Annotated in this window: 11 protein-coding genes; all 11 read left to right on the top strand. The window is 38.1% G+C overall.

The window, feature by feature from the left end; all coding sequences use genetic code 11:
• Window positions 1-2: 2 nt before the first annotated feature.
• The 11 genes from ACWM35_RS00285 to ACWM35_RS00235 all read left to right on the top strand — a co-directional run bounded on the left by ACWM35_RS00285 (window position 3) and on the right by ACWM35_RS00235 (window position 13,666).
• Window positions 3-428, top strand: a complete 426-nt coding sequence (locus ACWM35_RS00285; RefSeq protein WP_454814359.1) for a chemotaxis protein CheW — start codon at window positions 3-5, stop codon at window positions 426-428.
• Between the two features lie 57 nt (window positions 429-485).
• Window positions 486-962, top strand: coding sequence for a chemotaxis protein CheW (locus tag ACWM35_RS00280; RefSeq protein WP_454814357.1), 477 nt, complete (start codon window positions 486-488; stop codon window positions 960-962).
• Between the two features lie 38 nt (window positions 963-1,000).
• The gene (locus ACWM35_RS00275; RefSeq protein WP_454814355.1) at window positions 1,001-3,286 is read left to right on the top strand and encodes a methyl-accepting chemotaxis protein; all 2,286 of its coding nucleotides are present in this window, start codon (window positions 1,001-1,003) and stop codon (window positions 3,284-3,286) included.
• 41 nt (window positions 3,287-3,327) lie between these two features.
• Window positions 3,328-5,490 (top strand): methyl-accepting chemotaxis protein, encoded by a 2,163-nt coding sequence (locus tag ACWM35_RS00270; RefSeq protein WP_454814353.1) that lies wholly within the window; start codon window positions 3,328-3,330, stop codon window positions 5,488-5,490.
• 32 nt (window positions 5,491-5,522) lie between these two features.
• Window positions 5,523-7,691, top strand: a complete 2,169-nt coding sequence (locus tag ACWM35_RS00265; protein ID WP_454814351.1) for a methyl-accepting chemotaxis protein — start codon at window positions 5,523-5,525, stop codon at window positions 7,689-7,691.
• 133 nt (window positions 7,692-7,824) lie between these two features.
• Window positions 7,825-9,978 (top strand): methyl-accepting chemotaxis protein, encoded by a 2,154-nt coding sequence (locus tag ACWM35_RS00260; RefSeq protein ID WP_454814349.1) that lies wholly within the window; start codon window positions 7,825-7,827, stop codon window positions 9,976-9,978.
• Window positions 9,979-10,051: 73 nt separating this feature from the next.
• Complete coding sequence (locus ACWM35_RS00255) at window positions 10,052-10,843, top strand: CheR family methyltransferase (RefSeq protein WP_454814347.1); 792 nt, start codon at window positions 10,052-10,054, stop codon at window positions 10,841-10,843.
• Between the two features lie 178 nt (window positions 10,844-11,021).
• Entirely contained in the window at window positions 11,022-11,465 is a 444-nt protein-coding gene (locus ACWM35_RS00250) for a YaaR family protein (protein WP_454814345.1), read from the top strand.
• A 21-nt stretch (window positions 11,466-11,486) separates the two neighbouring features.
• Window positions 11,487-11,912 carry a DUF6115 domain-containing protein gene (locus ACWM35_RS00245; protein ID WP_454814343.1) on the top strand — a complete coding sequence of 142 codons (426 nt, stop codon included), beginning with the start codon at window positions 11,487-11,489 and terminating at the stop codon, window positions 11,910-11,912.
• A gap of 16 nt (window positions 11,913-11,928) precedes the next feature.
• Window positions 11,929-12,786: a flagellar hook-basal body protein gene (locus ACWM35_RS00240; protein WP_454814341.1), complete on the top strand. Its 858-nt coding sequence runs from the start codon at window positions 11,929-11,931 to the stop codon at window positions 12,784-12,786.
• Between the two features lie 28 nt (window positions 12,787-12,814).
• Window positions 12,815-13,666, top strand: coding sequence for a flagellar hook-basal body protein (locus ACWM35_RS00235; RefSeq protein WP_454814339.1), 852 nt, complete (start codon window positions 12,815-12,817; stop codon window positions 13,664-13,666).
• The last annotated feature ends 1 nt before the right edge of the window (window position 13,667 follow it).

The raw sequence follows: 13,667 nt of genomic DNA, 5'->3' as shown, positions 1-13,667 counted from the left end.
CTATGGGATTAGTAAAAATAGTGGCATTTAAGTTAGGAGAAGAGGAGTATGGACTGGATATTACCCATGTCCAGTCAATTGAAAGAGTCTTTCGTTTTACGAGGGTTCCGAACGCTCCTGCATATGTAAAAGGAGTGATCAATCTTCGCGGTCATGTGACCCCGATTATTGATCTTCGTAGTAAGTTAAATCTTGGAGAAGCGAATCAATCTGAAAATTCACGGATTATTATCACGAAGTACGAAGAGATGGAGCTAGGTTTAATTGTTGATCAAACAAGTGACGTGATTGATGTAGCGGATGAAGATATTGAATCTCCATCCACAAGTGGTTATGATTTTGATTATTTGGGCGGAATTGCCAAAATTAATGGTCGTTTGATCATGATTTTAAAATTAGCGGAGTTAATGAAAGCTACTGAGTTTTAGTTTTTTGAATGGAATGATCAACCCGATTTTTTCATTTAGAAAATGAAGGAGTGAAAGATGGGACAAATGCTAACTCAAGAAAATAAAACGCTTATTTTTAAAGTGGGCCAAGAAGAATTCGGCGTTCAAATCAATCAAGTTGTATCCATTGAACGAATGCAGGAAATTACACCATTTCCCAATCGCCCGCGACATGTTTTAGGAGTAACTTCAATAAGAAATATCGTGACACCAGTAGTGGACCTACGTGAAGCGCTTAAAGGTGGAGTTTTTCAGAAAAAAGATTCAGCTCGTATTATCATTGTTCAAGTTCAGGATAAAGAAGTTGGGCTTGTCGTCGATGCTGCCACTGATGTACTTGATATTTCTGCGGATACGATTCAGCAGCCTAACCTGCTTGGAACAAGAAATGCTTCGTATCTTACAGGTATTTCTAAATTAGATGAGCGATTGATTATTCTTTTAGACATCGAAAAGCTCTTAGAAGACACTACCAATATCGATGAATTAAATGAAATAAAAAATAATCTATAGTTCGTCATTCATTTGAATGTTGCCAGGGAGCGGTTGTTATGAAAAAAATCATTGGAAAAATGTCAAGTAAATTATCAATTAAGAAATTTAAAAAGCTAAAATTTAAAGGTGATATCTTTAAGAAACGAAATGAAAAACGAGAGAAAAAATCCGTTGTCAGCGGGTCTAGGAGATTTAGAACGGTCCCAATGGGAGTTCAACTATGGGGCAGTTATATTATCATAACATTTTTCATTGCTATTATTATGGTGGTTTCCTATCGAGGAGTAACCAATATTATTGATGATATGTACTTTGTTGGCAAAAAACAGGTTCCAAAGATTGAATTGCTAGGGCATTTAAGAGAAGATGTGACACGAATTGCCCAATATTCCGTCAAACATGCATATGAGCGTGACGGGGAAGAAAAGGATAAAATTGCCTTGAATGTGAGTGAAGAGATAGGTGACATCAAAGGTAATATTGAAGCTCTTGAAAAACTAAACTTAACGAAGCAAGAGCAGGATTTATTATGGAATTTTAAAAAGAGCTTTGACGAATATGCGGCTATTTTACCTCTATATTTTAAGGAATCTGAAACAAATAATTATGTGTTGGTACAAAAAATTGCTGGGATTATCGATCCGTTGGCAGTAAAAACAACCACCTCTCTGGATGATTTGGATAAGTATATCGATAAAAATACGAGTGATATTATTAAAGATTCAGAGAAAAATGCAGAAGGTTTTAATTACCGTGTATTTTATCTTGCGATTGCAGCGGCCTTTTTTAGTATTTTAATCGCATTCATCACTACGAGGGTGATTCGTCGTACAGTTAAAGGTGTAGTCAATAATGTAGAGGTTACGAACCAATCGGTAACTGAAATTAAGAAATCCGTCGATAACACCTCCATAGGTGCTCAGGAATTAGAGATTTCGATGAATAAGGCAAATGACTCAGTCAATGAACTAGTAGCATCGATTCATCAAGTCGCTGGAAATACAAGTATCACGGCATCCAGTGTCGATGAAATTTCTGCTGCAGTGGAAGAAATGAGCGCCTCCATTAACTTGGTGGCAGGCAGTGCGGATCATTTATCCTCTTCTGCGGAACAAACCTCATCAGCAATTGAAGAGATGATGGCTTCCATCGAACAGGTCGCATCGAATGCTGGCAATGTCAATCAAAGTGTGGAAATATTCTCGACTCGGATTCAAGAAATGAGCCATTCGATTAAAGGGGTCAGTGAAAATGCAGTAAGTTTAACGCAAACGGCAGTCCAGACTTCAGAAACTGTGGAAGAAATGGTCGTCTCCATTAAACAAATTGCAGACAGTGCTCATACGGTTAACGAGCTTAGCAACACAGTAAAGAATGATGCCCTTGAAGGAAATGATTCACTGAATGAAACCTTGGCAGGAATGAAAAACATTTCAAACGTTATCGATCGTGCAAGCGAGGTTATGTCGAAACTGGGGAAAAGTTCAGAGGAAATTGGCAGCATTATCGAAGTTATTGATGATATTGCCGATCAGACGAATTTATTAGCACTAAATGCAGCCATCGAAGCTGCTCGGGCCGGAGACCATGGAAAAGGCTTTGCAGTTGTTGCCGATGAGGTACGAAAGCTTGCTGAGCGCTCTGCAAAAGCAACGAAAGAAATTGCAAACCTCATCAATGGAATTCAAGCTGAGACTTCTGATGCCATTACTTCGATTAATCAAGGGGCAGATCAAGTTAAAATAGGTAATCAATTGGCAGAAAAAACGAACCAGGCGATCAAGAAAATTACCGATGGTATTGAACAAGTTTCAGTCGAGATGAACCAAATTGCGAAAGCAACAGAAGAACAAACGAAAAACAGCGAATTTATTTCGAAAGCCGTCGAGGATGTAACGGTGCAAGCAACGGAAATGACGAACTCTACTAAAGAACAGTCAGCAGTTGCAGAAAGCCTTGTAAATGGCATCATTCATGCTAAAGAACAGGTACAACAAATCTCTATTGCCACAGCAGAACAAGCAAAGGGTGGGCGTGCGATTGTTCAAGCAGTTGAAAATGTCAGCAATCAGTCAAACTCAGTTACACAGGCAACAAAAGAACAGGCGTTAACGGCTGATGAAATTGTTAGAAATATCAGTAGTATGAAAGAAATGGTGAGTCAAATGACCGTCGCTGCTAAGGACCAGGCACGATATGGTCAAGACATCGCTGGTGAAATCAAAAATGTTCAAAAACAAACTGAAGAATTAAATAGCAGCATAGAGACACAGACGAAGGAAGTTGACGCTGTAGTCCATGCCATTACCGGTGTGAACAAGCAAATTGAAAAGCTTAAATAAAAATACGAGATGATTTACGGTAATGTGGGGAGCGAGCAAATTTGGGGAAATTTACTAGTAAACTTTCAATGAATGTTAAACAATGGGGTAGTCAGATCATCATCATCTTGTTAATTGCTTCGTTATCGATTGTTGCATTTAAGAATATCAAACTATTAAGCGATAATATTTTGTTTATCGGAAATACTCAAGTACCAAAAATAGAACTAATTGGCAGCATTAAAGATAAGGTTTCAACCATAAATCAAAATGCTGCCAGACATGCTTTCAAACAAATTGAAGTGGATAAGAATACGATTCAAAGCTTAACCGAGGCTGATATTGCAAAAGTAAGAAAGGATATTAAGGAACTAGAAAAGCATACAGAATCAGCCCAAGGTAAAAAACTATTAAATACGTTCAGTCAGAATTTTGATAAATATGCGAAAGCACTTCCTCCATTTTTTGAAGTATCAAAAACGAATGATTTTAAAAAGATCGAGTCCCAAATGGGATTGATAACGGTCTTAAATACTACAACGATAGTTACTCTAGATAAACTTGCAGTGGATATCAATAAAGAATCGGATGCGATCCTACATAAATCGGAGCAGGATTCATCAAGTTCCATGGTTCAGATCCTAATCGTATCACTTGTCGCATTGCTATTTAGTATTGTCATTTCCTTCTTGATTACTAGACTTATTGGTCGTTCGGTATACAAAGTGATCACAAATGTAGACTCCACAACACAGTCTGTTACAACCATTAAATCTTCGATCGAGCAAACGGCTTTCAGTGCAAGGGAATTGGAGGAATCGATGAACAAGGCTAGTGAATCTGTAAATGACCTTGTTGCTTCGATTCAGCAAGTGGCAGGTAACACAAATGATACCGCTTCAAGTATGGATGAGATTTCAGCTGCTGTAGAAGAAATGAGTGCTTCGATTAACTTAGTTGCAGGCAGTACTGGTCAATTAGCCTCATCAGCAGAGGAGTCCTCTTCGGCGATTCAAGAAATGATGGCATCGATTGAGCAAGTAGCAAACAATGCTAGTAATGTGAATCAAAAGGTGGAAATTTTCTCAGAAAGAATCAAGGAAATGAGCGACTCGATTAAAGGAGTTAGTGAGAATGCTGCTGGATTAACCAAAACGGCAGAACAAACTTCTGAAACAGTGGAAGAAATGGTTATTTCCATTAAACAGGTGGCCGAAAGCGCCCAAACTGTTAATAAGCTTAGCCACTCAGTGAAAAAGGATGCACAAGAAGGAACCGCAGCCTTGAATGAAACCTTACATGGCATGGTGGACATCTCTCAAGTGATGGAACATGCAAGTGATGTGATGGCGAAGCTTGGAAAAAGTTCAAAAGAAATCGGCAGTATTATAGAAGTAATTGATGATATTGCTGATCAAACCAATTTATTAGCCTTAAATGCTGCCATTGAAGCAGCTCGTGCTGGAGAACATGGTAGGGGATTTGCCGTTGTTGCTGATGAAGTACGGAAGCTAGCCGAACGCTCTGCAATGGCAACGAAAGAAATCGCCGGCCTCATAAAAGGAATTCAAGATGAAACAGCGAATGCCGTAACCTCAATCAAGCAAGGGGCCGATAAAGTGAAAATTGGCAATGAGTTAGCGGAAAAAACGGATGAAGCGATTAAGAAAATATCCGAAGGTATTGCGCTCGTTACCGATGAAATGAATCAAATTGCCAGGGCGACTGAAGAGCAAACAAGGAACAGCGCAGTCATCACAAAAGCTGTTGAAAATGTAACGAAGCAAGCAATGGACATGACGAATGTTGCTAAGGATCAGTCGATTGTCGCGGAATCCCTTGTTGATGGAATCATCGAAGCAAAAGCTCAAGTGCAACAAATTTCTGTTGCGACAGCTGAACAGGCGAAGGGTGGACGGGCCATTATTGACGCAGTCGAAAATGTCAGCAATCAAACGATTTCAGTGACAAATGCAACAAAGGAACAAGCGCTTACCGCTGAAGAAATTGTCCTTAATGTCAACAGCATGAAAGAAATGGTTGGTCAGATGACGATTGCGACAAATAATCAAGCAAAATATGGTCATGTCATTGCGAATGAGGTTGAAAATGTTCAGAAACAAACAGAAGAGGTAAATATCAGCATTGAAACCCAAACCAAAGAAGTGGATGAAGTCGTCAATGCGATTAGAAATGTGAATTACCAAATTAAAAAACTTAAGTAAGCACTAGGATGAAGATTGAGGAGAGGGTTTAGTTGAGTAAATATACAGCAAAAATCTCGATGAATGTAAAGCAATGGGGCAGCCATATTATTATTATTTTATTCTTCGCATCATTGACCTTTGTTTCTTACAATAATATTCGTAGTTTAAGTGATGATATTGATTATATTGGAAACACGCAAATGCCAAAAGGGGAGTTAATTGGCCATTTGAAAGAAGAGGTAATCACATTACGCTTAGATGCAACGAAGCTGGCTTATGCAGGAACTCCAACTGACAAAGAAAATTTACAGAAGGCTGTGAATCAAGACAGCAGCAAGGTTAGCAGTACGGTGAAGGAGCTTGAAAAGCTTATCACATCAAATGAAGAGAAAGTTTTATTATCAGAATTTACAGAGTCCTTTGGTAAGTATGATTCAACACTGAAAGACTTTATTAAAGCTTCCGGAGATGCCAACGTGGATCCAGCTACCATTCGAGCAAGAATGGGGGCACTTGCACCTGTTGGAGAAAAAAATATTCAGGCATTGAATGCATTAGTTAAAGGAATTGATAAAAACACAAATGACTACCTCGCAGAAACGAAGGAAGATTCAAAAACATTTACAGCAGAAATCCTTATCGTTTCAGGGATTGCTGCACTTTTCAGTATCCTTGTGTCCTTCTTTATGACTAGACTCATTAGCCGGTCTGTTAGAAATGTTTCTAAGAACGTTGATATTACCACGCACTCTGTTGCAGAAATTAAAAGGTCTGTTGAACAAAATACAGTTAGTGCTCAAGTATTAGATACTTCTATGGAGAAGGTAAACGATTCCGTTACTGAGCTAGTGTCCTCCATTCAAAAGGTTGCAGAAAATACGAAAGTCACCTCTTCAGGCGTTGACGAAATTTCGGCAGCAGTAGAAGAAATGAGTGCATCAATTAATCTTGTAGCTGGCAGTGCAGATCAATTGTCGGCATCAGCGGAAGGAACATCATCTGCGATTCAAGAAATGATGGCTTCCATTGAACAAGTGGCATTAGGGGTAGGAAATGCTGGAATTAGTGTTGATGAAATTTCATCGGCGATTGAAGAAATGAGCCATTCGATTAAAGGGGTAAGCGAAAATGCAGTGGAATTAACGACAACTGCAGAACAAACGTCTAATCGGGTAGTGGAAATGGTTGATTCGATTCAACAAGTGGCAAGTAGTGCGCAAACAGTGAATCATCTAAGTAACTTAGTTAAGGATGATGCACTAGAAGGAACGGTTTCACTAAACGAAACGTTAGAGGGTATGAAAGAAATATCTCAGGTCATTAGCCAAGCAAGTAATGTGATGGAAAGCCTAGGGAATAGCTCGAAGGAAATCGGCAGTATTATTGAGGTTATTGATGATATCGCTGATCAAACCAACCTACTTGCCTTGAATGCAGCGATTGAAGCAGCCCGTGCAGGCGAGCATGGTAAAGGTTTTGCTGTTGTTGCTGATGAAGTAAGGAAGCTTGCGGAACGCTCAGCGAAAGCGACAAAGGAAATCGCAATCTTAATTAAAGGAATTCAAGAAGAAACAGTAGTTGCCGTATCCTCCATTCAACAAGGGGCGGATAAAGTACAAGTTGGTAATGAATTAGCAGAGAAAACCAATCTGGCGATTAAGAAAATAACCGAGGGTATCGCCAAAGTAACAGTGGAAATGGATCAGATTGCTAAAGCAACCGAAGAACAAACACAGAATAGTGAATTTATCACTAATGCGGTTGGAAATGTAACGAAACAAGCAAAAGAAATGACTTTCTCTACAAAAGAACAATCGTTAACCGCTGAAGAAATTGTTAGAAGTATAACTGTGATGAAGGATCAGGTACAGCAAATCTCGATTGCAACTTCTGAACAAGCTCAAGGTAGCTTTGCCATCGTTGAAGCAATCGAAAATGTTACCAATCAATCAAGCTCAGTTACGAATGCGACCAAGGAACAGGCCCTTACTGCCGAAGAAATCGTTCGCAATATTAGCAGTATGAAGGAAAAGATTCAACAAATCATGATTGCGGCAGATGATCAAGCAAAATATGGTGAGGAAATCTCGACTGAAGTGACGAATGTTAAGAAACAAACAGATGACTTAAATACTAATATCGGAACACAGTCTAAAGAAGCAGAAGAGGTAGTTATAGCAGTGGCAAACGTGAGAAAACAAGTGGAAAAACTGAAATAAATCTATTCATAATTTGTTTGTAAAAGTTGTTTTTCCAAGCATGTTAGTACTATTCATTGAACCTCTAAAACCACTTGTACAGAATCTTGCTGTACTATTGAAGACTAACAACAAGTAATGAGGAGATTTTGTAATGTTAAAAAAAGCTTCCTTGAAATTAAAATTATGGTTTCTCTTTATCAGTATGATGGCTATGATTCTAGTTTTAAGTATAAATTCGTATAACAGTTTTAATAATTTGTCTAGTTCTGTTGATCGTTTAGCTAATGATGAAATGGAAAAAGTGCAAACGATTAATAATCTTGTTGAACATATGACAAGAGTGCGTTTGTTTGTTGCTAAACATGGGACTGAAACGCTGCAAACCAATAAGATGGAAGCAGAAAAATTAATTCAAGAAGATTTAAACATTATCAAAAAAAATGTTGACCAATTACGTCCGTTACTTGTGGAGGATGCACACAAAAATAGATTAAACGAATTTGAATTCCAATTATCTAAATATCAAGAAGCGATTCCAAAAGCATTAGAACTATCGAATAATCAAGATATGGAAGGTTTTGCCGAAGAATTTAGTTCAATGGGTAATTATGGTGAAACTGCCGTAAAAAAATTAGACATTCTTCAAACAGAAATGCAAAAAGGTGTAAAAAATACCTCTAAAGACACTATTAAAAAAGTGGATAGCTCCAAGACATTGATTATGATTATTTCAATTGCTGTCTACTTGATTTGTGTGTTAATTGCTATCTACATTACTAGAAAAATAACACGATCTGTAACATCAGTGGTAAATGAAGCACAAAGCATGAATAATGCAGTCAATAATATCCAACTATCCATTGATCACACCGTTTCAAGTGCCCAAGTATTGGACCAATCGATGAATAAAGCCAATACCTCAGTTCACGAGTTAGTTGCCTCTATCCAACAGGTAGCAGGGAATACGAATGAAACAGCTTCAGGAGTGGATGAGATTTCTGCAGCCATTGAAGAAATGAGTGCGTCGATTAATTTGGTTGCAGGTAGTTCTGATCATTTAGCAGCATCTGCAGAAGAATCATCATCTGCGATTCAAGAAATGATGGCTTCGATTGAACAAGTAGCTGGAAATGTCGGACATGTTAGTGCAAGCGTCGAACAATTCTCTGCGGCAATTGAAGAAATGAGTAAATCCATAAAGGGTGTAAGCGAAAACGCGGTTAGCTTGACTGATTCAGCGGAACAAACATCTGAGACGGTTGATGAAATGGTGGTTTCGATTAAACAGGTTGCTGAGAGTGCCCAAACCGTTAACCAATTAAGTAATTCAGTTAAGGCTGATGCTCTTGAAGGTACAGCTGCTTTAAATGAAACATTAAATGGAATGAAAGAAATATCTCAAGTTATTGACCAAGCAAGCGGAGTAATCGAGAACTTAGGAAAAAGCTCCAAAGAAATTGGAACGATTATTGAAGTGATTGATGATATTGCTGAACAAACCAATCTACTAGCACTCAATGCGGCAATTGAAGCAGCTAGAGCAGGAGAGCACGGAAAAGGTTTTGCGGTTGTAGCTGATGAAGTACGTAAACTCGCTGAACGATCTGCAAAAGCAACGAAGGAAATTGCAGCTCTTATTAAAGGTATTCAAGAAGAAACCACTGTAGCTGTTAGCTCGATTAAAGTAGGTGCCGATAAAGTAACAATTGGAAACCAATTGGCCGACAAGACCAATCAAGCGATTATGAAAATTACTGAAGGAATCGCGCAAGTGACAATGGAAATGAGTCAAATTGCGAAAGCTACAGAAGAACAGACGAAAAATAGCGATATCATCACAAAAGTAGTTGGAAATGTAAAGAAACAAGCAGTTGAAATGACATATTCAACGAAAGAACAATCGATTACTGCAGAAGAAATGGTAAAAGGAATCTTCAGTACAAAAGATCAGGTCCAGCAAATCTCGATTGCTACTGCGGAACAAGCAAAAGGAAGCCAAGCCATTATTGAAGCGGTTGAAAATGTATCAAATCAATCTAGTGCGGTGACCAATGCTACGAAAGAGCAAGCATTAACTGCTGAAGAAATTGTCCGCAATATTAATCGAATGAAAGATATGGTTGATCAAATGAAAGTGGCAACCAATGATCAAGTACAATTTGGACAAGATATCGCTGCTGAGGTTAAAAATGTCCGAAAACAAACGGAAGAACTAAACGGCAGTATCGAGAAGCAAACGAAAGAAGTCGGAGAAGTTGTCCAAGCAATAACAGAAGTAAATAACCAAATCCTAAAACTTAGATAATTGTAAGAAATGAAACGCTTCTGCAGCGGATGCAGAGGCGTTTTATCGAACAATTCAAAAAGGGGAAGACTGTGTGAATAACGAGCTATCTGAATTGGCTTTAAAAGTAAGAAGTTTTTGTGGAATCGATTTTACGTCGAATCTCAAAAGCTTAGAAATGAAAGTATCGCGAAGGTTAACGGAATTAGGGTTAGGTTTAAAGGCATATATGACAATCCTTGATAGAGATTTAAAAGAATGGGAAAAACTTGTTGAACATATTACCATCAATGAAACCTATTTTTTTAGGGAGTTTAACCAACTAGAAGAATTTCAAAGATTGGTTAAGCAACAGACAAGAAAAGAGATCAAGGTATGGTGTATTCCTTGTTCCACTGGTGAAGAAGCCTATTCTCTAGCGATACTGGCCCATGAACTGGAACTGTTAACTGGGAACCGAGTAAGAATCATCGCATCAGATATTAATAAGAAGGTTTTGGAACAAGCGGAAAAAGGATTTTATCCAAAAAATTCTCTATCCTTTCGCCGCCTTCCAGATAACAAAGATTATATCCAAAAGTACTTTATTGAAACAGAAACAGGCTTTGAAGTGAAAAAAGAAATCAAACAAATGGTATCATTTGAATATTTTAATTTAACCGATTATCATAAATATCCAAGATTTTCAGGAATGGATTTCATTTTTTGCCGAAACGTTCTGTTTTATTTTAACGATGAAATCATCGAAAAAATTATTGGAAACTTTCATTCGATTCTGAAGGATGATGGATTCTTATTCTTAGGTCATGCAGAATCTATTTCTAAATTCGATAGCAAATTTGTCCCCGTCCACACGAAGGATTCCTTTTACTATACTAAAGAATAAGTATTTTGTGCTCTAACCAAATGGTTAGAGTATTTTTATTGGTATTTATCTCCTAGTGGTTTTTTTGATTGTTTTAATGAAATATTTATGTGGATAGGGTATAATTACAACATATTTTGATATTTTTTGATGATATTTGATTATTTTTGCGTGTCATCAATTATGAGGTGAATTTTACTTGAAAATTCAAGAACCAGTAAGAATGAATATGACAGAACCTCGTCTGCCAGTTTCCGACCGGTCGTCTGTCAATTCAGCATCTTTTCAAAAAATCATGAACTCTTATACAAAAGAAATCACCCAGGATCACATGCAAAAGCTGATCCAGGATATTGATAAACAAGGCCAGCAATTAAGTGAAAACCCCACTTTTAATGAACTTCGTAAATATAAAGACTTAGTAAAAAAGTTCATGGGTGAGGTTACGAAAAATGGCGTTGGTTTGTATCAGACAGAATCTTGGGATCCTTATGGCGGCAGTAAAACACTAAAAACCGTCCAAACCCTTGATAAGAAGTTGATGGAATTAACCGATCAAGTTTTAAATCAGCAAAATAATGGTTTATCGTTATTAGATAAAATTGGTGAAATTAAAGGACTATTAATTAATCTTTATACTTGAGAGCAGAGGGGATGACACTATTTGTTAAATTATTTGATCATTACACTTTTAGCTCTCAATCTAATCGGAATCCTTATTTTGATTGCAAAAAAATCTGGGAAAAAGGATATTGATCCACAGAAACGTTATTATCAAAATTTGCTCGAAAATCAACAGAAAATTGCACGTGAAATCGTTGAGCTAAAAGGTCAAACTGAATATTATCATGAACAGATTAAGGCAGAATTCGCAAATTGGAAAGTGGAACGGAAGGCATTGGAGGAATCACTTCAGGCATCTCTAAAGCAGGCAGTGAAAACCGAAAAACAGCCTGATTTGCATTTAACAGATCGCTATAAAGATATATTTGATTTACATGAACAGGGATTAACCGTAGATGAAATCGCAAGGAAGTTAGAAAAGGGCGTCGGAGAGGTATCCTTCATCCTTCAGCTTGCTTCAAAATGAGGGAGGAGTTTCACGCATGATTAGAGGTTTATATTCAGCAGCTTCAGGTATGTTTTCGTTGGAACGCAAACAGGAAGCACTATCAGATAATCTTGCCAATGCACAAACACCGGGATATAAGAAGGATGATACGATGCTTCGTACATTCCCGAAACTTATTCTCAATCGTATTAATGACATGGAGAAAATCGGAAAAGGACCGCAAATGCCAGGTTCCGTTCCGGTTGGAGTCCTAGCAAATGGAGTCTATGCACAAGAACGTGTCCCTAGCTTCACACAGGGAACACTTGTGCAATCAGATAACCCGCTTGATGTTGCAATTGAAGATTCAGGGATTCCAACCGTTGATATCAATGGCAGACAAATAAAACCATCAGCATTCTTTGCAGTTCAACTCCCAGATGGCACGGTCGGTTATACACGTAACGGAAAATGGGATTTAGATGCAAACGGAAATGTCGTAACATCTGAAGGTTACCGTGTACTAGGAGCAAATAATCAGCCTATCCAAATCAGAAATGGTGTGGGCAAGGAAAATATAGCGATTAATCCAGGCGGTCAAATCATTGAATACCCTAATGACCCAGCGAGAACTAGAATCGGTGGTCAAATTGGTGTGGCGATGGTTGAAAATCCAAATGACCTACGCCGTATGGGTGGAAATGTCTATCAATCTGACAATGTCATTCCACTTGGTGGGGCGAACGCAGGGGTTTCCCTGCAGCAAGGCTTTATTGAACAGTCCAATGTGGATGCAGGGCAGACGATGACAGAAATGATGCTTACATTGCGTGGTTATGAGGCGAATCAAAAAGTCGTTAGTGCTTATAATACTTCATTAGAACAATTATATTCCGTAGGGAAAATGAACTAATAAATTACTAGAATAGGAGAAGAGGAATTTGAATACTTCATTATTTATCTCTTCCGGTGCTTTGCAGACGTATCAGCAAAAGCTTGATACAACTTCAAATAATATTGCCAATGTCAATACAACCGGCTATAAAAGAAGAGATCACAGCTTCTCAGAAATTTTAGCGAATCAAATTAATAATCAAACCCGTCCTGAAAATGAAACAGGTCGACTTACTCCAGATGGCATTCGTGTAAGCTATGGTGTGCGCTCGGGTTTGACCCAAATTGATATGCAACAAGGTCAAGCGATGCAAACCGGTCAGCCTTTTGATTTGATGATAGAAGGGAAAGGATTCTTTCAGGTGGGAGTTTCTTCTGAAGGTAGAGTGGATACAGTAAGATATACGCGTGATGGGAATTTTCACTTGAGCCCAAGTACAGATAATCCAGGAAGCTACAACCTAGTCCATGCCAATGGCGGTTATTTGCTTGATCAAAATGGAGCACCTATTGAGCTTAATGATCAGTATGATGTAAGTTTTGCTTCTGACGGACAAATTCAGTTGAAGAACAAAAATGGCCAAGGCGGAGCATTTATGTCTGCGCAGCAAGTAGGGATTGTTGATATTTCTAATCCTAGTATTCTTAAGAATTTGGGAGATAACCAATTTGCTATTGATCCATCGCAATTGGCTAATGGTGCCAACATTGGTGATTTTGTTAGAATGATGATTCCAGGTGAGGCACGAGTGCAATCTGGTTTCCTTGAAGGTTCTAATGTAGATTTGACGAAAGAAATGACAGATTTAATGACAACACAGCGTAGCTTTCAAATGAATTCAAGAGCCGTTTCCTATGCAGATCAGATGTTGGGGATTGCGAATAACATTTTAAGATAAA

It is taken from the genome of Neobacillus sp. K501, from assembly GCF_053749995.1.
This window is presented reverse-complemented; position numbering and strand designations above follow the sequence as displayed.